The organism is Arthrobacter sp. UNC362MFTsu5.1 (assembly GCF_000685965.1).
GTDB lineage: Bacteria > Actinomycetota > Actinomycetes > Actinomycetales > Micrococcaceae > Arthrobacter.
In genome coordinates this window covers 61,589-84,530 of sequence record NZ_JMLE01000005.1, presented here as the reverse complement: position 1 = coordinate 84,530, position 22,942 = coordinate 61,589, and the positions used below count along the sequence as shown (strand labels likewise).

Here is a 22,942-nt window from a genome sequence, read left to right as displayed (position 1 = left end):
CCGGTGTGGTTCCCCGGCGGGGGCTACGCCGGGGCCAGTGCCTTATTCAGGACCGCCCGGATCCGCTTCTCGGAGACGGAATAGGCCGTTCCGAGCTCGACGGCGAAGAGGCTCACCCTCAGCTCCTCGATCATCCAGCGCACCTGCGTTAACTCCGTCCCGGCCCGGCGGCCCGGCAGCAGCGCCGACACGGCGTCGTCGTAGTCGTCTTCCAAGGCCTGCACCGCGGCCATGTGCAAGGCGTCCCGCTGGACATTGCCGGGCAGCTTCTCCAGCCGCTTCTCGATCGCGGCCAGATAGCGCGGCAGCTGACTGAGCTGGGCGTAGCCCGTGCGTGCCACAAAGCCGGGGAAGACGAGCTGTTCGAGCTGGCTCTTAACATCGTTGAGCGCACTGATCAGGGCCAGGCTGGTGGTCCCCTTGAGCTGCTTTTCGATCCGGCGTGTGCTGGCGAGGATGCGCTCGACGACTGCGGTGACAGTGAACACTGTGTCGATGAGCTCGGCCCGGACCTGTTCGTACAGGGCCTTGAAGGACGCCTCGTCCCACGGCAGTTCGGCTGGCGTGAGCTTGTCGATCGCGGCCAGCGCGCAGTCCGCGATCAGGGCCGACACCGAACCGTGCGGATTCTGGCTGAATGTCAGTTTCTCGGTGTTGTTCAGGTGCTCCAGGACATACCGGTCCGGCGCGGGCACCTTCAGCGCGAGCAGGCGGATGACGCCGCCGCGCATGGCCAGCTCCTGTTCGGACGCGGTCTGGAACAGGCGGAGGGCAACCGACGCGCCCTCATCCACCAAGGCCGGGTAACCGGTAACGGTGTGTCCCTTCACCATGCCCTGGACCTGGCGCTGCACGGTTCCGAACGTCCAGTCCGTCAGCCCGGACTTCTCTGCGAAGCCGGGTGCTGCGGCACCGTCCGGGGACGGCGTGAAGCCTCCGGAGTTCTTCGGGGCCTGCGCGGACTGCCCCCGCTGCGCACCCTTCGGGCCTTTGGGGGCCGTCGTCACCGGAGTGGCGCCCAGGGACTCGGCGATCGCCCGCCGCGTGGCCGGGGCAAGCCGTTCCTGCAGTTCTGCCAGGTCCTTGCCCTCATCCAGCGTCTTGCCCTTGGAATCGACCACGCGGAAGCTCACGCGAAGGTGGGACGGCACGGCGGCCCAGTTCCATGAACCCGGCGGGATGACCTGTCCGCGGATCCGCCGCAGGACCAGCTCAAGCGAGGGCTCCAGCTCGTCGGCGGCGGGATCGAAGCCGGCCTCCAGGGCGGCCACGGCCTGCCGGGCGACGTCCGGGGCGGGAACGAAGTTCTTGCGGACCTGTTTCGGCAGCGACTTGATCAGGGCAGTGACCAGCTCCACCCGCTGGCCCGGAATGAGCCAGCGGAAGGCGGCGTCGTCCAGCTGGTTCAGGAAGAGCACCGGCACCTCGGCCGTGACGCCGTCGGAGGGGTTGGGCGGGGAACCGGGCGCGACGGGGTGGAACTCGTAGCTGAGGGGCAGTTCGAAGCCTTTGTGCAGCAAAGTCTTCGGGTAAGCCGAATCGTCAAGGGCCGCGGCGTCCTCGCTAATCAGCAGGGACTTCTCGAAGTCGAGCAGGCCGGCGTCCTGCTGCCGTGCATCCTTCCACCACTTGTCGAAGTGCCGCTCGGAGACAACGTCCTTGCCGATCCGGGCGTCGTAGAACTCGAACAGCGTCTCGTCGTCCACCAGGATGTCCCGGCGCCGCATCCGGGCCTCGAGCTCCTCGACTTCATGGAGCAGTGCCCGGTTGCGGTGGAAGAACTTGTGGTGGGTCTGCCAGTCGCCCTCAACCAGGGCATGGCGGATGAACAGCTCGCGGCAGAGCTCCGGGTCCACCCTGCCGTAGTTGATGCGCCGGCTGGGGATGATGGGCACCCCGTAAAGGGTGACCTTCTCGTGGGCCATCACCGAGCCCATCTTCTTGGACCAGTGCGGCTCGCTGTAGCTGCGCTTGACCAGGTCCGGGGCCACCTGCTCGGCCCAGAGCGGATCGAACTTCGCCGCAACCCTGGCCCACAGCCGGCTCGTTTCCACCAGTTCTGCCGCCATCACGAACGTGGGGGACTTCTTGAACAGCGCCGAGCCCGGGAAGACCGCGAAGCGGCTGCCGCGGGCGCCGGCGTACTCGCGCTTGCGCTCGTCGAGGATGCCGATGTGGCTGAGCAAGCCCGAGAGGAGGCTGATGTGGATGCCCTCGTGGTTGCCTACGGGATCGGCCAGGCGCTTGTTGTCCAGGCTGATGCCCAGCGGGCGGGCGAGCTGGCGGAGCTGGGCGAAGAGGTCCTGCCACTCGCGCACCCGCAGGTAGTTGATGAACTCGGCGCGGCAGAGCCGCCGGAAGGCCGTGGAGGACAGCTCCTGCTGCTTCTCCTGGAGGTAGTTCCAGAGGTTGAGGAAGCCGGTGAAGTCCGAGTTTTCGTCCCGGAAGCGCGCGTGCTTCTCCGCGGCGAGCTGCTGCTTGTCGGTTGGACGCTCGCGCGGGTCCTGGATGGTGAGCGCCGCGGCCAGGATCATGACCTCGCGGACGCAGCCCCGCTTGCCGGACTCGACGATCATCCGGCCGAGCCGCGGGTCCACGGGAAGCTGGGCAAGCTGCTGCCCGACGGCGGTCAGCCCGCCGCCGTTCCTGCCGCCGGCCGATCGCCCGCCCGGGCGTCCGCCGCCGTCGCCGGTCTCCTCCTGCGGACGCGCGGCGCTGAGGGCGCCCAGCTCGCGCAGGAGCGTGACGCCGTCGTTGATGGCGCGCGAATCCGGCGGCTCCACAAACGGGAAGTTCTCCACGTCCTTCGGCCCGCGGGCCACACCCATGGCGGTCATCTGCAGGATGACGGCCGCGAGGTTGGTGCGGAGAATTTCGGGATCCGTGAACTGCGGCCGGGATTCGTAGTCCTCTTCCGAATACAGCCGGATGGCGATGCCGTCGGACACACGGCCGCAGCGCCCGGATCGCTGGTTGGCCGAGGCCTGGGACACTCGTTCGATGGGCAGCCGCTGCACCTTGGTCCGGTGCGAGTACCGGGAGATGCGCGCGGTTCCGGTGTCCACGACGTATTTGATGCCGGGCACCGTGAGCGACGTTTCGGCGACGTTGGTGGCCAGCACGATCCGCCGTTTGCTGCCGGGATGGAAGACCTTGTGCTGCTCCTGCAGGCTCAGCCGGGCGAAGAGCGGCAGCACCTCGGTGCCGGCCAGCCTCCGGTTGGACTGGATGCGGGCGTTGAGGGCTTCGGCGGCGTCGCGGATTTCGCGCTCGCCGGAGAAGAAGATCAGGATGTCGCCCGGGGCTTCGAGGGCCAGTTCGTCGACGGCGTCGCAGACGGCGTCGAGCGGGTCGCGGTCCTCCTCGAGTTCGTCGTCGGAGGCAGCTACTGCTTCGTCGTCATCGCCGGATCCGGCGCCGCCCGCCGGCTGGGACAGCGGCCGGTACCGGATTTCCACAGGGAACGTCCGTCCGGACACCTCGATGATGGGGGAGGGATCCTCCTCGGTGCCGAAGTGCTTGGCGAACCGTTCCGGATCGATGGTGGCGGAGGTGATGATGATCTTCAGGTCGGGGCGCTGCGGCAGGATCCGCTTGAGGTACCCGAGGATGAAGTCGATGTTGAGGCTGCGCTCGTGGGCTTCGTCGATGATGATGGCGTTGTACTTGCGCAGCAGCTTGTCGCGCTGGATTTCGGCCAGCAGGATGCCGTCGGTCATGAGCTTGACCTTGGTGTTGCGGCTGACCTCGCCGGTGAAGCGGACCTGGAAGCCCACTTCCTGGCCGATTTCGACGCCGAGTTCCTCGGCTATGCGCTCGGCCACCGTGCGTGCGGCCAGCCGGCGCGGCTGGGTGTGGCCGATCAGTCCGTTGTCACCCAGGCCCAGTTCCAGGCACATCTTGGGAATCTGGGTGGTCTTGCCGGAGCCGGTCTCGCCGGCAATGATCGTCACCTGGTTGGCCGCGATGGCGGCCATCAGGTCCTCGCGGCGCTCGGAGACCGGCAGCTCGGCGGGGTAGGAAATATGAAAAGTCATGGCTGGACACAGTCTACTGCGGCCGGGGCCGCCCGCTGTGTTCAGTGCCGGCACGTCCCCGGCCGGCTACGTGCCGGCCTCCGGCAGCCTGCCCGGGTAGGCAGCAGCCAGTCCCGAGCGCGAGGTGATCCGCAGCTTGGCGTAGATCCGGGTCAGGTGGTACTGCACGGTCTTGACCGAGACGTAGAGTTCCGCCGCGGCCTCCTTGTTGCTCAGGCCGGAAGCCACGAGGGCAGCCACGGCCTTCTCCTGTTCCGTGAGGTCCTCGGTTCCCTGCACTGTGGCGGCCCCGCCGGAGCTCACGCCGCTGGCCCGCATTTCACGGGAGCAGCGGTCCACATAGGCCTGGGCTCCCAAAACGGCGAACAGCTCACGGGCTTCGGCGAGGACGGCTGCGGCTTCCCGGCGCTTGCCTGCCCGGCGGAATGCCTGGCCGTAGGCGAACTTGACGCGTGCACGCGCGTACGGCATCGGCAATCCGTCCAGCCGGGCGAGGCCGCCCTGGAAGCTGCTGCGGGCGGCCTCCAGGTCTCCTGCGGCGGCCTGGATCCTCCCGCGGACGTAGGCCAGCCGTGCCAGGGTGGAGCGGTGCCCGCGGCTGGCGGCCAGCTCTTCATGCGGAGCGAGGAACGCATCGGCTTCGGCCACCCGGCCCACCATCACCAGGGCATTGGCGTAATGGTCCTGCCACGGCCAGAAACCCGGCTCATCAATGCCCGCGTCCCGCTGCATCCGTAACACCGGCAGCAGCGCGCGGATGACGCCGTCGTAATCGGCCTTTGTTTCAGCGACCTGTGCCCGTGCAAGGCACGACGGCAGCAGCATGGTGGCGTAGCTGTCGGCGGCGGCGGCCCCGCGTTCCAGATGGTGCTCCGCGGCGTCCCAGTTGCCGCGCAAGGCATGGATCTGGGCTCCGCTCCAATGCAGCAGCGGCCGGAGGAGTTCGATCCCGGACTCCTCCTGCAGGCCAACGGCATTGTCGACGGTCTGCAGCGCGTCATCCCAGGCGCCCAGGGCGAAATCCGCCCGGGCCAGCCAGCCCTGCGCCCACAGCGAAATGCGCTGTGATCCGTGGGCGAATTCGGTGGGCACTGCCCCCGCCAGCTCGGCCCGGGCCTCTTCGACCCGGTCCCGGGCAAGGTGCAGCCAGCCCTTGCCCATGTCGGTCCGCTGGCGCTGGGCACCGGCCTCGGGGAACCTGTCCGCGTCCCGGTAACTCTGGTCGGCCTCGGCGTAGCGGCCCATGGCGCCCAGTCCGAGTCCTTCGATGGCCTGCGCCTCCACCGCAGGCGGGCTTGCCGGAGGAGAGTGCCTGCGTGCCCGCTCTGCCCACATCACCAGGTCCTTCCCGTGGAAGCGGGCCAGGGCGTGCAGGACCTGCCGCTGGCAGATGCTGCCGGCCGTGCCGGCACCGGAAGCGGGGTCGACGGCGGTCCAGGCCTTCTGCAGTAGGGCCTCCGCCTGCGCCGGACGGCCGCGCAGGATGGCCAGGTAGCCCCGGACCGCATCGCTGCCTGGGCCGGGGGCGAAGGCCTCCAGGGCGTCGAGCGCCGCGACGGCCCGGGGGAGCTCGCCTGCGCCCACCATGGCATCGACTGCCCTGATCATCAGTGCTTCGCGATCCGCAGGCAGTGGACTGAGCCGTGCTGCCTGGGCGAAGGCGTCAGCCGCCCGGTGCCAGGCACCGGAGGCCGCAAAGCCTTCGGCTGTTGTTCGGAGTTCCGCTGCCAAGGAAGCATCGGGCAGCAGCGCTGCCGCGGCGCGGTGTTTCAGCTGCTGGACCGGTGCGGGCAGGATGCCGGCGGCGGCGGTGTGGAGGGCCGCACGGCGGCCCGGGCCGAGCTGCCCGTACACGGCCGCGCGGAGTACCGGCTGTGGAAAGGCCAGCCAGGTTTCGGCTCCGGTCATGCTCAACCGCAGGAGGCCGGCCGCGTCAGCGGGGTCGAGGGCGGCAACGGCGTCCGTCACTCCGGCCAGCTCCGCTGCCAGGGCGAGCCGTGACCGGATTCCCAGGACGGCTGCCGCCTCCGTCAGCGCAGCAGCCGCCGCCGGAAGGCGGCGCAGGGTGGCCGCCACCGAGGCGACACATTTCTCGGGTGCCGGAAACGTCTCCGGGCTCCCGGACCAGACGGATACCGGGAACTGTTCCAGCAACGGGAGGATCAGCGCCGGGCTGCCGCCCGTGTGTTCCACCAGCATGCGGGCGGCCGACGCCGGGAGGCCGGCTCCGGCGGAGCCGTCCCACATCGCCGCAACCTCGTCCGCGGTCAGCGGCTGGAGGTGGATGGCTGTGGCCCGGTGCAGCTCCGTCAGGGCGGTCAGCCCGGACCGCAGTTCTGTGTATTTTGACTCCTCTCGGCTACGTGTGTTCCCTGTGTTTCCTGTGATTTCGGCGCTTTGGGTGGGCCCGGCATCCGGGTCGAGGCACACGATGGTCAACAGCGGCAGCGGACCTACCCTGCGGAGTGCGTACAGGAGTGCCTGTTGGGAGGGAACGTCCGCCAGATGGAGGTCGTCCACCCACACGATCAGCATTCGGCCGTTGGCGGCCATCCGGTTGAAGGCGGCGAGGAGCATGTCGCCATGGCGCCGTACGCCATCGGCGGGGCGGGCGGAAGGTTCAGCGGTGCCGGCGCCTGCGTCTGGCCCCGGGCCGGTGCCCGTGCCCGTGTCCGGGCCGGTGTATGTGCCCGTATCTGTGCCTGGGCACGGTGCGAGCAGGTGCTCGACCACCCCGAAGTCCCGGTGCGTTTCCCAGAGCGCCCCGGCGGCATTGAGCACAACGGTGCCCTCCCGGGCGGCGTCCGGATGCCCGAGGAAGGCGCGGGCCAGGGCGGTCTTGCCCATGCCTGCGGCGCCGGTAATCACAGCCTGGGCGGGCGCGCCGCAGCGGGCGGACTCGAGCAGGTCCAGCAATTGCCGGCCCTGCCGTGTCCGCCCGCTCGGGAACTGTCCGGCGTCGTTGTCAGGCATGGTTCCTAAGGGTATCGGACCCGGTCACGCTCCCCAGTGCCCCGAACCCTGGGGAACGGATTCCTGGGGAACGGATTCCCGGGGAGCGGAATCCTGGGGAACAGGCACCTGTTGAACATCGGCGCGGCCGCTTCCGCCGTCGACACCGGAGCTTCGGTGCCGGCGGACGAAGACGGTGACCACGCCGCCGGCCAGTGCCACCGCGGCAAAAACGATGAATGCCACGTTGCTGGGTGCTTGGGCGCTGATCAGGAAGCCGCCGACGAGGGGGCCGAAGATGCCGCCGAGCCGGCCGAATCCTGCGCACCAGGCGACGCCGGCACCCCGCGCCGGAGTGGGGTAGTAGTTGGAGACGAATCCGTATACGAGCACCTGGGTGCCCAGGCTCCCCACGCCGGCGAAGGCTACGGCAACCAGCAGGACCGGCAACGGGAAGTCGAAGGTCAGCAGGACCAGGGCGCCGGCGGCGATGACGAACGTGGTGGCGACAATGGCGCGGGGTCCGAACCGGTCGGCCGACCGGGAGGCGACGAGCCCGCCGATGACCGCGCCGGCATTCAGGGCCAGGAGGAAGGTGAGCGAGTACGTTTTTCCGTAGCCGTGCTGTCCCATGATCTCCGGGAGCCAGGTGTTCAGGCCGTAGGTCAGGAGCAGCCCGCAAAAGCTCATGAGACCGAGCAGAATGGTGGGCGTGCGGTAGTTCCCGCTGGCCAGGGCAGCGAATCCGGCCAGCTGGCGGCCGCCCCTGCCGACCGCCGGGGGCGGCGCCACGGTGCCGGCGCCCGCTGCCTTGCCGGTTGCCTGGCCTGTTGCGTTGCCCGTTGCCTTGCCTGTTGCCATGCCTGGGGCCGACCCTGCGGCCGGGCCGCCTGTCGCCGGGTCTTCCAGCGGGATGCCGGTCTTCACGGACAACCGGATGGCGTCCTCCGTGCGTCCCCGGGCCAGGAGCCACCTGGGCGATTCCGGCAGTTTGAAGTACGCCAGCGGGAACAGGATGACCAGGGGGAGGGCGCCGATCATGAACAGGCCCCGCCAGTCGGTGACTCCGCCCAGCATGATGGCGAGGAGCGACGCCAGCAGGCCGCCTGCAGGCACCCCCGAGTAGACGATCGCGTTGTAGAAGTTGCGCTTGCCGGCGGGGGCAAATTCGGCGACGACGGCGCCCGCCGTCGCGACGAGGGCACCGACGCCGATCCCGGTGAGGAACCGGAGGATGCCGAAGGCCGGGACGCTGGCAGCCATGGCGGTGAAGGCCATCCCAAGGGAGAACCAGACGATGTTGATGAGCATCATTTTGCGGCGGCCCAGGAAATCGCCCACCGCGCCGGCGGTGAGGGCTCCCACCATGACGCCCATCAGCGCATAACTGCCGAGCGCACCTGCCTGGGCGGCGTCCAGCGCGCCGAGCTGGGACGGGTCCCTGAGAAGCGACGAGACCACGGTTCCGTAGACCACGAGGTCGTAGCCGTCGAACAGCAGGGCAGCCGCAGCAACGGCTATCACCCAGCGGACGGTTTTCTTGCGGGTTGCATCAGTGGATGCGGATAGAGCGTTCATAGTGGGCTCCAGTGCTTGGGCCGCGTCATTGCGGCCGGGCGGGTTTTAGCCGGGGGTGCTGCAAAAAACGTTGGGCCGAGTCAGCCCAGGTCGCCTCCGGCGACGGCCAGGACACTGCCGGTGATGTACGAGGCTTCGTCCGAGGCCAGGAACACGATGGGGCCGGCCTGTTCGTCAAGGGTGCCGTAACGCTTCATGAGCGAGGAGTCGATGGTCTGCTCCACGATCTGCCGGTACCAGGCCTTTTCCGTCTCGCTCTCGGGCCGGGGTCCGCGGGCCACCTTGCGCGGCGGCGCTTCAGTGCCGCCCGGAGCAGTGGCCACCACGCGGATTCCGTGCGGGGCGGCCTCAAGGGCCAGCGCGGCCGTGATGGCTTTCACGCCGCCCTTGGCCGCGGCATACGGCACGCGGTTGACGCCGCGTGTGGCCACGGAGGCTACGTTCACAATCACGCCGCCCTGCTGGCTGATCATGTGCGGCATAACGGCCCGGCATGTCCACAATGTGGGGAACAGCGAGCGCTGGATTTCCAGGCTGATCTGCTCCGGCTCGTAATGTTCGTACGGCTTGGCCCAGATGGTGCCGCCCACGTTGTTGATCAGGACGTCGATCCGTCCGTGGCGGGCCAGCGCAGCGTCGATGGCGGCGCCGGCCCCGGCGTAGCTTTCCAGGTCCGCAGTGACGGCGGACGCGGAGCCGCCATCCGCCGCGATCTGCCCGGCGGCGTCATGGACGAGGTCGGCGCGGTCCACCAGCACGGTGTCTGCTCCCTCGGCCGCGACGCGTGCTGCGACGGCCCGCCCGATGCCCTGGGCAGCCCCGGTCACCACCACAACCTTTCCGGCGAACCGGCCCGGGCTGATGGCCCGGGGCCTGCCGCCTGCGGGGTTTGCCGGGTTCAAGCGACGGCTCCCGTGAGTGCGGGGGCTGCCGCGGTGCTGCCGACGGCAAAGCGCTCGTAGTAGAAGTTGGCGGGTGTGATCCCCTGGACGTCCCAGTACTTGCGGACGGCGTCCACCATGGCGGGCGGACCGCAGAGGTAGACGTCCACGTCGCCGTCGTTCAGTTGGGCGGCGGTGATGTACTGGGTCACGTACCCCTTGTTGACGGCGGCGCTCGCCGGATCGGCCACGCAGAAGTCGAAACTGAAGTTCTCGATGGCGCCGGCGTACTGCTGGAGCTTGTCCAGCTCCACGAGGTCCTTGTCGAAGGTGACGCCGTAGACGAGGTGTACGGGATAAGCCGGGGCTTCTTCGAGGCCGGTGGCGATCTTTTCCAGCATGGACAGCAGGGGTGCGATTCCGGTGCCGCCGGCCAGCATGAGCACCGGCCGTTTGATGTCGCGCAGGAAGAAGCTGCCCATGGGCCCGGTGAGCGGGATGGTGTCCCCGACCGCGGCGCGCTCCTTGAGGTAGGTGGTCATGGCGCCGTCAGGAGCCGTGCGGATGAGGAAGCGGAGTTCCTCGGCGGAGGGGCCGCTGCTGAATGAGTAAGAGCGGGCTGCCTCTGTGCCGGGCACGGCGAAGTTCATGTACTGTCCGGGGAGGAACTTCAGGTCGCCGCGGTTCTCCACGCTGAGTGTGAGTGCGGCGGTGTTGTCCGCGAACCAGGTCAGGTCCCTGACGGTGCCCTCGAACGCCGTGGCGCCGGCTTTGGCCATCTCGGACGTGCCGGCGATCTGCAGCACAAGGTCCGTCTCCGGGACCATCTGGCAGGGGAGGCAGAAGCCCTTCTCCGCTTCGTCGTCGGTGAGGGCCTCCTCAATGTAATCGCCGCCGTCGTACTTGCCGGATTCGCAGAAAGCCTTGCAGGTGCCGCAGGCGCCGTCGCGGCAGTCGAACGGAATGTTGATGCGGTTCTTGTACGCGGCGTCAGCAACGGTCTCGTATTTGTTCGCGGTCACAAACCGTGTGACGCCATCCTCGAAGCTGAGGGCAATCTGGTAACTCATGGGGGCTCGATTCGTTCGAAAAATCAGATGTGGTAAACGTCCACGATGTGGTGGATGTAGTCGTTCTTGAGGACGACCTTCTTCTTCGTGATCACCGGCTGCGTGCCGGAGTAATCGATCGTGTAGAACGAGGTGCCGAAGTACGGATCGATGTTCTGGTACCGGTAGTAGAGCGTGTGCCAGTTGAACCGGATGTCCACTTGCTCGCCGTGCCAGCCGATGACCTCAACGTTCGTGATGTTGTGGCCCGTCCGCGGTTCGGGGAGGCTGGTTGCGCTGGAACGGTCCGTCTTGATCCGGAACACGCGGTCCTCAAGGCCGCCGCGGTTGGCGTAGTAGATCAGTGAAATTTCGCGCTGGGGGTCGCTGGTGAGCTCGTCGTCGTCGGCCCAGGCGGGCATCCAGAACTCTGCCTCGGGGTGGTAGCAATCAAGCCAGCGGTCAAACTCGCGGTCGTCCAGGAACCGCGCTTCGCGGTACAGGAACGCGCGGATTTCCTCCAGCGTGGCGAGGCCGCCTGCAGCCTCGGAAGCGTCCGGGTTTGCGACGTCGGTGGTCTGGGTCATGGGGTTCTCCTCGGTCTCGTTCCGGTCTAGTTCCGGGTTGCAGCGTCTGCTGCTTCGGCGGCATCGGCGGTTGCCGCCTTGCGCATGGTCTCCACCCAGTAGCCGTGCTGGATCGGATAGAGCCCTTCATCTTCAGTCCGGGCACCGCTGGAGATGGGCTTGAGGCCGATGACCTCTGCGTTGGCGTCCGGGCCCTGGATCTGGTGGGTGACGCCGCGGCTGAGGTCGTTCCAGGGCGCTGCGGTGGCCAGGTAGGTTTTCTGGCAGGAGCGGAATTCCTCAAGGTCATCCGGGGTGGCCATGCCGGAGGCGTTGAAGAAGTCCTCGTACTGGCGGATGCGGCTGGCCCGTGCTTCGTCGCTTTCGCCCTTGGGCGCGATGCAGTAGATAGTCACTTCGGTCTTGTCCACGGAGACGGGGCGGAAGTGCCGGATCTGCGAGCCGAACTGGTCCATCAGGTACACATTCGGGTACAGGCAGAGGTTGCGGGAGATGTTGATCATCCAGTCGGCCTTGGCCTCGCCGTACTTCTCCACGAGCTCGTCGCGGCGGTCGAACAGCGGGCGGTTGCTGGGGTCCAGCCATTCGGTCCACAGCAGCAGGTGGCCGTGGTCGAAGGAGTAGTAGCCGCCCTTCTGTTTGGCCCAGCCGCCGGCATCCATGTTCTTGGTTTCGTTGGCCGACTCGCCGGTGGTGCGGCGTGCGGTGGTGGCGGCGTAGTTCCAGTGCGTGGCGGACACGTGGTAGCCGTCGGCGCCGTTTTCGGCCTGCAGTTTCCAGTTGCCGTCGTACGTATACGTGGATGCGCCGCGCAGCACTTCCAGGCCGTCGGGGGACTGGTCCACGATCATGTCGATGATCTTGGTGGATTCGCCGAGGTGGGCTTCCAGGGGCAGCACGTCCGGGTTGATGCTGCCGAACAGGAAGCCGCGGTAGCTTTCGAACCGGGCCACCTTGGTCAGGTCGTGGGAGCCGTCCTTGTTGAACTGTTCCGGGTACCCGGCGTCGCGGGGATCCTTCACCTTGAGCAGCTTGCCGGTGTTGTTGAAGGTCCACCCGTGGAAGGGGCAGGTAAACGTGGTGCGGTTGTCTGTCTTGCGCCGGCACAGCATGGCGCCGCGGTGGCTGCACGCGTTGATCAGGGCGTTCAGTTCGCCCTGCTTGTCGCGGGAGATGATGATCGGCTGGCGGCCGATGTACGTGGTGAAGTAGTCGCCCACGTTGGGGATCTGGCTGTCGTGGGCCAGATAAACCCAGTTGCCTTCGAAGATGTGCTTCATTTCGAGCTCGAACAGGTCTTCGTCCGTGAAGATGCTCCGCTTGGCGCGGAAGATGCCGTTCTCGTGATCCTCCACAAGGGCCTGGTCGAGGTGGGCTTGGATGCCCGCCAGGGTCTCTGTCATGTTGGCTCCTATCGGTATCGGGCGGCGTTGCCCGGATCGCCGGGCTGCAGTGCCCGGCGGACCGTCGAATGATCGGTCGGTCAAAGGTGAGTGGACCCCACTCTGCCAGCGGGTGGTGCACGTCACACTAGGCATTTGCCTAGGTTTGACTAGGCGGCTATTCAGACTTTCAGCGTCTGAAATTGGCGTAATTGAGTATTTGTTGGATGCCAAATTCGGCCCTACGCTGTTGAAGCAACAACCACCCGGACCGGAAGGCTCCCGTGAAAATCACTGCCATCGAGGCGATCCCGTTCGCCATTCCCTACACGAAGCCCCTGCGCTTCGCCAGCGGCGAGGTGCATACCGCGCTGCACGTCCTGGTCCGGGTCTTCAGCGACGACGGAATCGTGGGTGTGGCCGAGGCGCCGGCCCGCCCGTTCACCTACGGTGAGACGCAGGAATCCATCGTCGCGGCTATCCGTACTCTGTTCGCGCCGTCGATTGTCGGCATGTCCGTCATGGACCGTGAAGCCATTCACGCGGTAATGGACAGGACGGTGGGCAACCCGACCGCGAAGTCAGCCCTGGACATGGCGCTCTGGGATGTGATGGGTAAGACCCTCGGCCAGCCCGTGACAGCCCTGCTGGGCGGTTTTTCGGACAGCATGCGGGTCAGCCACATGCTCGGTTTCGCCGAGCCCGCCAAGATGGTGGCCGAGGCGGAGCGCATGCGCGGGACGTACGGGATCACCACCTTCAAGGTCAAGGTGGGCCGGAAGCCCTTCATGCTCGACGTCGACGTCTGCCGGGCCCTGCGGGAAGGCCTTGGCGGGGACATCGAGCTGTACATCGACGGCAACCGGGGCTGGACGCCGTCGGAGTCCCTCCGGGCACTCAATGCCATGGCGGACCTTGACCTCACGCTTGCCGAGGAGCTGTGTCCCGCCGATGACGTGCTGGGGCGCAAGTGGCTGGTGGAGCATTGCCCCGTGCCGTTCGTGGCGGACGAAAGCGCCACGACGCCGGGCGAAGTTACCCGTGCGCTGCTCTCCGGCGCCGCCAACGCTGTCAGCATCAAGACGGCACGTACGGGCTTTTCGCACTCGCAGCGGGTGCTGTTCCAGTGCGACGGCCTCGGTGTGGAGGTGGTCATGGGCAACCAGATCGACGGCCAGCTCGGCACGCTCTGCACCGTCACGTTCGGGGCTGCCTATAAGTCCACAACGCAGCGCGCGGGGGAGTTGTCCAACTTCCTGGACATGAGTGACGACCTCCTGGCCGTACCGCTGGAAATCGTGGACGGCAGGCTCCTTGCCAGGCAGACTCCCGGGATCGGGATCGAGATCGATCCGGAGAAGCTGGCGAAGTACCGCCTTGACGACCCCCGCTGAACCCAAGAACCCAAACCCACAACCATGGCGCCCGCACCGCAGCCGGCGCCGGATGAAGAAAGTGAGTCAATGATGACAACCGAACTCAGCGAATTTGATGCCAAGGCTGCCGAATCCGGCAGCCTCGCCACCGAGCGCTTCCGCGACAGCGGCAAGACGGCGGCACTCGACGTTCCCCGGGAACGGGTGTCCCTGCTGGCCAACGAGGTCCTGGGCGCCGTTTACGAGACCATCCGCAAACACAAGGTCACCTATGACGAGTTCAACGCCCTGAAGTCCTGGCTGATCAGCGTTGGCGAGGACGGCGAATGGCCGCTGTTCCTGGACGTCTGGGTGGAGCACGTGGTTGAAGAGGTATCCACGGAGGACCGTGAGGGCAACAAGGGAACCATCGAGGGGCCCTACTACGTTCCCGGCTCACCGCAGCTGGCCACTCCGGCAACGCTGCCGATGCGCGAGGACGAGGGCGGCACCCCGCTGCTGTTCCAGGGCCAGGTCCGTGCCGTCGACGGCACGCCCCTGCCCGGAGCCCACGTGGAAATCTGGCACGCGGACGACAACGGCTTCTACTCCCAATACGCTCCCGGCCTGCCCGAGTGGAACCTGCGCGGCACCGTGGTGGCCGATGCCCGCGGCAACTTTGCGCTGAACACCGTCCAGCCCGCGCCCTACCAGATCCCCACCGACGGCGCCTGCGGCAAGCTCATCGCCGCCGCCGGCTGGCACGCCTGGCGCCCGGCGCACCTTCACCTGAAGGTATCCGCCCCCGGCTACCAGCTGCTCACGGCACAGCTCTACTTCGAGGGGGACCAGCACCTGTCCGACGACATCGCCTCGGCGGTCAAGCCGGAACTGGTCCTGAGCCCGGCAGCACGCGACGGCGGCGCCGGCAATGAAGTTACCTACGATTTCGTGTTGGACGCCCAGCGCGCCTGACCGGCAGGAAGCCCGGCTGCCAGGCGGCAGCCGGGCCGACAAACACAACGGGTCCGCCAATACGGGCCCGTGAACAGGAAGGGAAGATCCAGTGCTTTTCGCAGTGCGTATGGACGTCAGCATTCCGCAGGACATGGACGGGCCGGCCAAGGCGGAACTGCTCGCCGCCGAAAGAGAGTATTCGCAGGACCTGCAGCGCAAGGGCGAATGGCGGAGCATCTGGCGCTGCGTGGGTGAATACGCCAACTTCAGCATTTTCGACGTTTCCGGTAACGAGCGGCTGCATGAAATTCTTTGGGGGCTGCCGCTCTTCCCGTACATGACGATGGATATCACGCCGTTGGCGGTGCATCCCTCCGACATAGCCCTCGGCTAAGGGAGGCATCGACGCTAAGAGGGACCCGGCTCATTCCTGGGCCGGGTCCCTTCGTGGTTGCTCAGTAGTTCCGCAGGGTGTAGCTGATGCTCGGAAGGTCAAGCGCAGACCAGTCGCGCTCTGAACGTTCGGGAGGCGTGTGGCCCCGTCCGTCCTTAAGGAGTGCGGCGATGGTCGCCGACAGGATGACGAGCAACAGGACGATGAGTGCAACTCCGATGGTTTCCATGCCTCTATGTTTCTCCGGTTGCCGGCAACAAAACAGTGGCAGAAATGCCCAAAAAGCTATAATTTCTGCCACAATGGAAGCATGCTCAAATCAGTGGCAGTGATCGTTGTTCCCAACTTCTCCATCTTCGAGTTCGGGACCGCATTCGAAGTGTTCGGCATCGACAGGTCGGCCCGGGGAACCGGTGTGCCGGCGTTCGATTTCCGCGTCTGCACGCCGGAGCCGGGCGATGTCCGGCTCAAGTCCGGGCTGTCCATGCACGTCGAGCTGGGGCTGGAGGCGGCCGCCGATGCCGATCTGGTGATCATGGCTCCCTACGGCCACGACCAGGATGTCCCGGAAGAAGTGCTGGATGCACTCCGCGCGGCCCATGCCCGCGGCGCCTGGGTGTTGTCCATCTGTTCCGGCGCCTTCGCCCTGGCGCGTGCCGGCCTGCTCGACGGTCGGCGGTGCACCACGCACTGGCACTATTCCCCGGAACTGGCCAGCCGCTACCCGGCGGCACTGGTGGACGAGAACGTCCTGTACGTCCAGGACGGCCGCATCATTACCAGCGCCGGCACCGCGGCCGGCATCGATGCCTGCCTTCACCTGGTGAGGGTGGAACTCGGTGCCGGCGTGGCGGCCAGCATCGCCCGGGACATGGTGGTCCCGCCCCATCGCGACGGCGGGCAGGCCCAGTTCATCGACCGTCCGATCCCTGCCTGCGGCTCACAGCCCATGGAGGAACTGCTGCAGTGGATGGTCCGGAACCTGGAGCAGGACCACACCGTCAACGAACTTGCCGCGCGGGTGCACATGTCGCCGCGGACGTTCGCGCGCCGCTTCCGGTCCGAAACGGGTGCCACCCCTGCAGCCTGGCTCAACTCCCAGCGCGTGCTGCGGGCGCAGGAACTCCTGGAATCCACCGAACTCAACATTGACGAGATCGCCCGTGAGTCGGGCTTCGGACACTCCGTGCTGCTCCGCCACCACTTCGGCAAAGTGCTGGCCACGAGCCCGCAATCCTACCGGCGGGCGTTCCGCGGACACCTCGAACCTGCCCTTTAGCGCCCTGCGTCCGGGGTGCCGTTCCGGGCGGCTTCGGCAGCGGCCCGGGTATTGTCGACGAGGACCCGCCACGGGCCGGTGAGGGCCTGCTCCGGAAGGGTGGCGCGGTGCTGGCCGGCCTTGATGGAGTACATGAACCTGTCCGGCTGGCCGCCGGCTTCAGCGGAGCGCGGAACGGCATCCCAGGGGCACGCCTCAACGAGCGGCCCCCAGCGGCTCTTGTCCGAGGGGGTGGTGGCCTGGACGCTCCATACCCGCTTGAGCGCAGCAATCCCGCCGCTGCGCTGGACAGTGATCTTCATGGCCTGGTTCCTGTGCTTCCGTTACTGCCTGGCCGCCGGCTGACCCCTCCGGCGGCGTTCCAGTTACAGCTTTACCTTCACAGTTTCCCACGCCTTCCGGACGGCGTCATGTTCCGGTGAAGCAGCACCGAACAGTTCCGCCGCTGACGCGGCGGTGGCCTTGGCGAACCTGGTGAACGTGGCGTTGGCCGGGAGGGAACCGCCGGTGAGCGTGTCATACCAAATGCGGCCCGGGGTCTCCCAGGCGTTGCCGCCAAGAGCCGAGGCCACGAGGTAGAACGCCCGGTTGGGGATGCCGGAGTTGATGTGCACCCCGCCGTTGTCCGCGCTCGTACGGACATAGGAGTCCATCGAGTTCGGCTGGGGGTCCTTGCCCAGCACGTCGTCGTCGTAGGCGGTGCCGGGAGCCTTCAGCGACCGCAGGGCCGCGCCTTGCACCTGGTCCGTGAACAGGCCTTCGCCGATCAGCCAGCTGGCCTCCGCAGCCGTCTGCTCCGCGACATACTGCTCCACGAGTGCGCCGAACACATCCGAGAGCGACTCGTTGATGGCACCGGCCTGGTTCCGGTAGACGAGACCGGCGGAGTGCTGCGTGACGCCGTGCGCCAGTTCGTGGCCGATGACGCTCAGGGAACGGGTGAAGCGCTGGAATATTTCGCCGTCGCCGTCGCCGAACACCATCTGGTGTCCGTCCCAGAAGGCATTGTCGTAGAGCTTGCCGAAGTGGACGGTGGCATCAAGCGGCAGTCCCTGGGCGTCAATCGAATTCCGTCCGAAGGCCTCGGCGTAGAGCCGGTGGGTGTGGCCCAGGCCGTCGTAAGCCTCATCCGCCGACGCGTCTCCCGTAGCGGGTTCCCCCTCCTTGCGCACCAGCTGCCCGGGCAGGGATTCGGAGGTCTTGGCGTCATAGACCGTGCGGTTCGGCGGCCCGGGCTGGAGCTGCCGGACTCCGGACGGAACCGCCGGCAGCGGAAGCGCCCGGGTTGCCTGGATGGTCCTGACATGGAGCAGTGCTTCCTTCGCCGCCCGGGCCACCTTGTTCAGGCGGGGTTCGTCCTGAGCCGCCAGGCGCCGCAGCATGTAGGGCGGAATGATGGAGCAGTACATAAAATGTCCCCTTTACTCGTCGGCGATGGAAACAGCCTACGAGGGGGTGCCGACATTGCGGCGGGACACGCTTTAAGCAGGAAACCCCGCCAGCTGGGCTGGCGGGGTTTGTCTGTGCCCTCGATAGGATTCGAACCTACGACCTTCTGCTCCGGAGGCAGACGCTCTATCCCCTGAGCTACGAGGGCAGTCAGGGTTCCTGCCGTTGCCGGCGGGACGTCCTAGAGCTTAGCAGGAAGGTGGCCCCCAAAGGAAAATCGGGTCCATATCGGCGCTCAGTAGCCCGCGAACGAGTCCGTACGGATGCGCCGCGCACCGGCGCTGCGGGCGGCGGAGCGCAGTGACCGCACGCTGGCGGGCGAGCCGGAAACGAACACGTCGCGCGAGGCAATGTCCGGAACAAGTTCCTTGAGCGCCGCGCCGTCGAGCCGCGCCGGCGGGCGGGAAACCTTGCCGGCGTCCTCCATGAACGGCGGCGGTGCGGAGCCGTCGGAGAGCCTGGCGATAACCCGTGCACCGGACTGCTCCAGGGTGTCAGCGTAAGCGAGTTCCGCCGTCGACTTGGCCAGGTACAGCAGGACGACGTCACGGTTCTTAGCCGCGCCTGCGGAGAGCTGGGCCAGGTAGGGCGTGATGCCGATGCCGGCCGCAACCAGCAGGACCGGCCCGGTCTGGCCGCGGGGCAGGACGAAGTCGCCGCCCACCGCCGTGGCAGTCACCGAGTCCCCGGGCTGCAGTGCGAGCAGGGCGCGCTTGGCGGCGGACACCGGTTCGACTGTGCCCACGCCGATGGTCACGTCCCGGGCATCCGGGGCGCTGGTCAGGCTGAAGACCCGGCGCCAGCCCTTGCCGTCGGAGTTGGCATGCGGCAGGTGCAGTTCCATGTATTGTCCCGGCGCGAACCTGACCGCGCGTTCGGGCCGGAAGCTGAATTCCGTGGTCGTCGGCGTGAGGGGCCGCGATTCCTGGAAGTTCAGGCGGATGCCGCCGCGCTGTCCGGCCAGGAAGGCAATCAGGTTCCCCGCCAGCAGGGCCAGCTCCGGAGAGTTGGCCACGAAGCCCAGGTTGTAGGGGACGGCAAAGACCACGCCGACGACGGCGGCGAGCGCCAGCTGCTGCCAGCGCCGGGGCGGCAGGGTCAGCGGTTCGGTCAGCATAAAGCCCACGAAGAACAGCACGGGGCGCTGCGCCAGGGGCTGCCACAGGGCCTGGCCGGCGGACATGCCGGCCCGGAGCAGCTCACTGGCCACGATGGATACGGAAACCGCCGTGAACACGGCGCCCATGAGCATTTTCCGGGTGCGGTAGAGGACCAGCAGGATGCCCGGGACGATGAGGAAAAGCATGGCGGGGGTGGCCGCCCACCAGGTGGCGATGTTCAGGCCGGTCAGCCCGGCCGCAAATGCCCCGGCGGCGGCCGGGTTGAAGATGTGCCTGCCGCGCCAGGCCAGGGCGTATTTCGAGGCCGATGCCAGGACGCAGGCGATCGCGACGCCGGCAATATCCAGCATTTTGAAACTGGGCCAGAACAGGAAGTACAGGAGCAGGCCGGTGATCAGCGAGGATTCCGAATGCGGCCGAACATGGAACAGGGCGGCGAGCCCGCGGTTGGAGGCGTAGGTGAGTCCCAGGCAGAGCGCCAGATGGGTGAGCATCTCCGGGATGCCGAACGTGAGCCAGCCCAGGACATTAAGCAGCAGGCTGTACGCGGCCAGGACCGCAAGAACCCACAACACCAGGCGGTACATGGTGAAGCGGTTCAGGGACGTGTCCACCCGCTGGATCATCGAACTCATTCGAACAGCACTCCTTCGAAACCTGCTGAGTAGGCGGCACTTCCGTCCGAGAAAACCGTAAGCCAGGAAAATCCAAAATCCTGCTGAAGCGCCTTCCCGGATACGAAGAACAAAGCTGTGGCCAGGGCATCGGCCGTCATGGCGTCCTCGGCCAGCGCCCAGGTGGCCACCACGGTTCTGACCGGCGACCCGGTGGTGCCGTCCAGCACGTGGTGCAGCCCGTCGCCCCACGCCCGGCGGTTCGCTGCCGAGGCGCACAGGGCGCCCGCGCCCAGGCTGATGGTGCCGATGGCCCGGCCGGGATCGTACGGATGCTCCAGTGCCACGGTCACCGGTACCGGTCCGGAATTGAGGAGGTCGCCGCTGGCATCGATGAAGTGTTCGCCGGCGCCCTGGGACCGGAGCTCCGCTGCGAGCAGATCGGCCAGCTGCCCCTTGCCGGCAGCGCCGACGTCCAGCACCACGGGAGCCGTTGTGGTCAGCACGGCATCATCCCAGTCCAGGACGTCGTCCCACCGCGGGGCGGGAACGGGTGTCCCGCGGGACCGGAGCGAATAGTCCGGGCCGTATCCGAGCTGCTCCAGGCTGCCGCCGATCAGCGGCGTCATGGCGCCGTCAGTCAGGCGGTAGAGGCTGCGGTACAGGCGGCCCAGTGCGCCTGCACCGTCCGGCATCCGGAAGCGGCCGGGCTCCCTGGCCGCCTGCGCGACGGTCGAGTCCGCCCTGAAACGGGACCACGCGGCGTCGTACTTCTCCACCACGTCGAGCAGCCGGCGGCGCTGGCTGCCGTCCAGGGTGACCGGCGTTGAAATCTCCCAGCTGGTTCCGATTCCGTCGAAACTGAACGCTGCCCAGCCCGGGTGCGGCACGTTGTCTCCTCTTGACGCGGTATGGGGCGGCTGCTGCGCTGTTGGTACGGGCGCGGCCTACTGGGCCTCGGATTTGATCTTCTCGACGGCCTGGTTGAAGCCGCCGCTGGTGAGGGATGAACCGGCTACTTTCGAAACATTCAGCTCATCCAGGTTCTTGCCCACGATCTGCGCCGCGATACCGCCGGCGAACTCGCCCTGGAACTTGCGGGTGTTGGGGTTGGAAGGATGCTGGGTGATGTTCACGCCGGACACTGTGCCGCCGGACAGCGTCAGCTCAACGCCCACAGTTTCGGTGCCGTTGGGGGAGACGTAGTTTCCGTCGGCGCTGTAGGTGCCGTCCTTGTAGCCGGACGCGGCCGACGACGAGGTGCCGGCTGCCGGGGCGCTGGACGCGGGAGCGGATTGGGCTGCGGGTGCCTGGGCGGACGGCGCGCAACCGGCCACGGTTCCGATCAGGGACATGCCGGCGATGCCGACGAAGACGCTCTTACGTACCGGGAAGCTCATGCGGGGGCTCGTTTCGTAGGGTTGCGGGCAGATGCGTGCCGGGCTGGTACCGGCACCGCAGGGACGGGATCCAGTCGGGCAGTTACAGGATGGACAACGTTGGAATCAGCGTAATGGTTCAGCCTGTGACGAACCCGATTCAATTCTGTGAGCCTTCTTACTCCTGTGCGCCTTCTAGACGGCGTCATGGCACCGCCGGGGATTCCGCGGGTTTTGCGGGCCACCGGTAGGCTAGATGCGTGACTCCCGAAGAACTCTCCCTCGCCATATCCGCCTGCCTGAAAGACGCCGTCGCCGCCGGCGAAATTACGCTTTCCGCATCAGCCGTGCCGGACGAGGTGCGCGTGGAGCGGCCCAAGAACCGGGACCACGGCGACTGGGCCACCAACATTGCCCTCCAGCTGTCCAAGCAGGCCGGTGTTAATCCCCGGGAATTCGCCACCATCCTCAGCACGCGGCTCAAGGGCATTGACGGCGTTTCGGCCGTGGACATCGCCGGTCCGGGCTTCCTGAACATCACGGTGGACGCCGCAGCTGCGGGCACCCTGGCCAAGGCCATCGTCGAAGCGGGCCCGGCGTACGGCACCAACTCGGCGCTCGCCGGCCACGTGGTCAACATGGAATTCGTCTCCGCCAACCCCACCGGGCCGCTGCACATCGGCCACACCCGCTGGGCCGCGCTGGGCGACTCGATCGCCCGCGTCCTCCGGGCCTCCGGCGCGACAGTCACCGCCGAGTACTACATCAACGACGCCGGGTCGCAGATGAACGTCTTCGCCCATTCCGTGCTGTCCCGGCTGCATGGCCGCGGTGTGCCGGAGGGCGGCTACCCCGGCCAGTACATTTCCGATCTCGGCCACCATGTCCTGGCAGACCACCCGGACATCCGGGAACTGACCGACGTCGCGGCGCTGCCGGTCATCCGCAGCGCGGCGTACAAAGCGCAGATGAAGGACATCAAGGACACCCTCGCCGACTTCGGCGTCGCCTTCGACGTGTACTTTTCCGAGCAGGAACTGCACGACGCCGGCGCCATCGAAAGTGCCGTTGCCCGCCTTCGCGAGCAGGGCCACGTGTTCGACGACGGCGGCGCCGTCTGGCTGCGCACCACGGACTTCGGGGACGACAAGGACCGCGTGATGATCCGCGCGAACGGCGAACCGACCTACTTCGCCGCCGACGCCGCCTACTACCTTTCCAAGAAGGACCGCGGCTTCGACCAGAAGATCTACCTGCTGGGAGCGGACCACCACGGCTACATCCACCGGCTCAAGGCCATCGCCGCAGCGGCAGGCGACGACCCCGAGGCCAACATCGAGGTGCTGATCGGCCAGCTCGTGTCTGTGAACGGCGCCAAGCTGTCCAAGCGCGCGGGCAACATCATCGAGCTCAAGGACCTGATTTCCTGGCTGGGCAAGGACGCCGTCCGTTATTCGCTGGCGCGTTTCCCCGCAGACTCCCCGCTCACCCTGGACCCCGATCTCCTGAAGAAGCACAGCAACGAGAACCCGGTGTTCTACGTCCAGTACGCGCATGCCCGCTCCCGCGGCGCCGCCCGCAACGCCGTGGCGGCCGGCGTCGACCGCACCGTTGACGGGAAGGACGTGTTCGACGCGTCCTTGCTGGACCACCCCACGGAGAACGAACTGCTGTCCTACCTGGGCAGCTACCCGTCCATCGTGGCCAAGGCCGCCGAACTGCGCGAACCGCACCGCGTGGCCCGCCACCTGGAGCTCATCGCCGGCGCCTACCACCGCTGGTATGACGCCTGCCGCATGGCGCCGCAGGGCGACGAGCCCATCACCGACGTCAACCGCACCCGGCTGTGGCTCAACGACGCCACCAGCCAGGTGCTGGCCAACGGACTGGAACTGCTTGGCGTTTCGGCGCCGGAACGGATGTGACCC

18 protein-coding genes and 1 tRNA gene are annotated in these 22,942 nt (G+C 67.2%); 5 read left to right on the top strand and 14 right to left on the bottom strand.

Going from position 1 to position 22,942, the window contains the following annotated elements; translation table 11 throughout:
- Positions 1-23: 23 nt before the first annotated feature.
- From hrpA to benA, 7 genes are all read right to left on the bottom strand, one after another.
- Positions 24-4,037, bottom strand: a complete 4,014-nt coding sequence (gene hrpA, locus BS38_RS0106830; RefSeq protein ID WP_028270120.1) for an ATP-dependent RNA helicase HrpA — start codon at positions 4,035-4,037, stop codon at positions 24-26.
- Between the two features lie 66 nt (positions 4,038-4,103).
- Entirely contained in the window at positions 4,104-7,010 is a 2,907-nt protein-coding gene (locus BS38_RS0106825; RefSeq protein ID WP_028270119.1) for a helix-turn-helix transcriptional regulator, read from the bottom strand.
- Positions 7,011-7,034: 24 nt separating this feature from the next.
- The gene (locus tag BS38_RS24570) at positions 7,035-8,567 is read right to left on the bottom strand and encodes an MFS transporter (RefSeq protein WP_081818838.1); all 1,533 of its coding nucleotides are present in this window, start codon (positions 8,565-8,567) and stop codon (positions 7,035-7,037) included.
- Positions 8,568-8,647: 80 nt separating this feature from the next.
- Positions 8,648-9,469, bottom strand: coding sequence for a 1,6-dihydroxycyclohexa-2,4-diene-1-carboxylate dehydrogenase (locus tag BS38_RS0106815; RefSeq protein WP_197024911.1), 822 nt, complete (start codon positions 9,467-9,469; stop codon positions 8,648-8,650).
- On the bottom strand, positions 9,466-10,518 hold the full coding sequence (gene benC, locus BS38_RS24565; protein WP_043437947.1) for a benzoate 1,2-dioxygenase electron transfer component BenC: 1,053 nt from the start codon (positions 10,516-10,518) through the stop codon (positions 9,466-9,468). The genes BS38_RS0106815 and benC overlap by 4 nt, the downstream gene beginning before the upstream one ends.
- A gap of 23 nt (positions 10,519-10,541) precedes the next feature.
- Complete coding sequence (gene benB / locus BS38_RS0106805) at positions 10,542-11,084, bottom strand: benzoate 1,2-dioxygenase small subunit (RefSeq protein WP_051628768.1); 543 nt, start codon at positions 11,082-11,084, stop codon at positions 10,542-10,544.
- A gap of 26 nt (positions 11,085-11,110) precedes the next feature.
- Positions 11,111-12,487, bottom strand: a complete 1,377-nt coding sequence (benA, locus tag BS38_RS0106795) for a benzoate 1,2-dioxygenase large subunit (protein ID WP_028270117.1) — start codon at positions 12,485-12,487, stop codon at positions 11,111-11,113.
- Between the two features lie 263 nt (positions 12,488-12,750).
- On the opposite strand from benA, the gene BS38_RS0106790 reads away from it, so the two are divergent.
- The 3 genes from BS38_RS0106790 (at position 12,751) to catC (ending at position 15,172) form a co-directional block, all read left to right on the top strand.
- The gene (locus BS38_RS0106790) at positions 12,751-13,860 is read left to right on the top strand and encodes a mandelate racemase/muconate lactonizing enzyme family protein (RefSeq protein WP_028270116.1); all 1,110 of its coding nucleotides are present in this window, start codon (positions 12,751-12,753) and stop codon (positions 13,858-13,860) included.
- 72 nt (positions 13,861-13,932) lie between these two features.
- A complete protein-coding gene (gene catA, locus BS38_RS0106785) occupies positions 13,933-14,796 on the top strand; it encodes a catechol 1,2-dioxygenase (RefSeq protein WP_028270115.1) in 864 nt (287 codons plus the stop codon).
- Positions 14,797-14,887: 91 nt separating this feature from the next.
- Positions 14,888-15,172, top strand: coding sequence for a muconolactone Delta-isomerase (gene catC / locus BS38_RS0106780; protein WP_028270114.1), 285 nt, complete (start codon positions 14,888-14,890; stop codon positions 15,170-15,172).
- 61 nt (positions 15,173-15,233) lie between these two features.
- On the opposite strand, the gene BS38_RS27365 is transcribed toward catC, so the two are convergent.
- Positions 15,234-15,401, bottom strand: coding sequence for a hypothetical protein (locus tag BS38_RS27365; RefSeq protein ID WP_197024910.1), 168 nt, complete (start codon positions 15,399-15,401; stop codon positions 15,234-15,236).
- Positions 15,402-15,482: 81 nt separating this feature from the next.
- Here BS38_RS27365 and BS38_RS0106770 point away from each other — a divergent pair, with 81 nt between their 5' ends.
- Positions 15,483-16,451 carry a GlxA family transcriptional regulator gene (locus tag BS38_RS0106770; protein ID WP_028270113.1) on the top strand — a complete coding sequence of 323 codons (969 nt, stop codon included), beginning with the start codon at positions 15,483-15,485 and terminating at the stop codon, positions 16,449-16,451.
- Here the strand turns inward: BS38_RS0106770 and BS38_RS0106765 are convergent.
- From BS38_RS0106765 to BS38_RS0106740, 6 genes are all read right to left on the bottom strand, one after another.
- Positions 16,448-16,753: a protealysin inhibitor emfourin gene (locus BS38_RS0106765; protein ID WP_028270112.1), complete on the bottom strand. Its 306-nt coding sequence runs from the start codon at positions 16,751-16,753 to the stop codon at positions 16,448-16,450. The two genes, BS38_RS0106770 and BS38_RS0106765, sit on opposite strands and share 4 nt — an antisense overlap.
- A gap of 63 nt (positions 16,754-16,816) precedes the next feature.
- A complete protein-coding gene (locus BS38_RS0106760; RefSeq protein ID WP_028270111.1) occupies positions 16,817-17,860 on the bottom strand; it encodes a M4 family metallopeptidase in 1,044 nt (347 codons plus the stop codon).
- Positions 17,861-17,975: 115 nt separating this feature from the next.
- A tRNA-Arg gene (locus BS38_RS0106755) sits at positions 17,976-18,048 on the bottom strand.
- 87 nt (positions 18,049-18,135) lie between these two features.
- Entirely contained in the window at positions 18,136-19,647 is a 1,512-nt protein-coding gene (locus BS38_RS0106750; RefSeq protein WP_156037080.1) for an FAD-dependent oxidoreductase, read from the bottom strand.
- Between the two features lie 5 nt (positions 19,648-19,652).
- Positions 19,653-20,525 (bottom strand): FAD:protein FMN transferase, encoded by an 873-nt coding sequence (locus tag BS38_RS0106745; protein WP_028270109.1) that lies wholly within the window; start codon positions 20,523-20,525, stop codon positions 19,653-19,655.
- 57 nt (positions 20,526-20,582) lie between these two features.
- Entirely contained in the window at positions 20,583-21,035 is a 453-nt protein-coding gene (locus BS38_RS0106740) for an FMN-binding protein (protein WP_028270108.1), read from the bottom strand.
- Between the two features lie 239 nt (positions 21,036-21,274).
- On the opposite strand from BS38_RS0106740, the gene argS reads away from it, so the two are divergent.
- Complete coding sequence (gene argS, locus BS38_RS0106735) at positions 21,275-22,939, top strand: arginine--tRNA ligase (protein ID WP_028270107.1); 1,665 nt, start codon at positions 21,275-21,277, stop codon at positions 22,937-22,939.
- Positions 22,940-22,942: the final 3 nt, after the last annotated feature.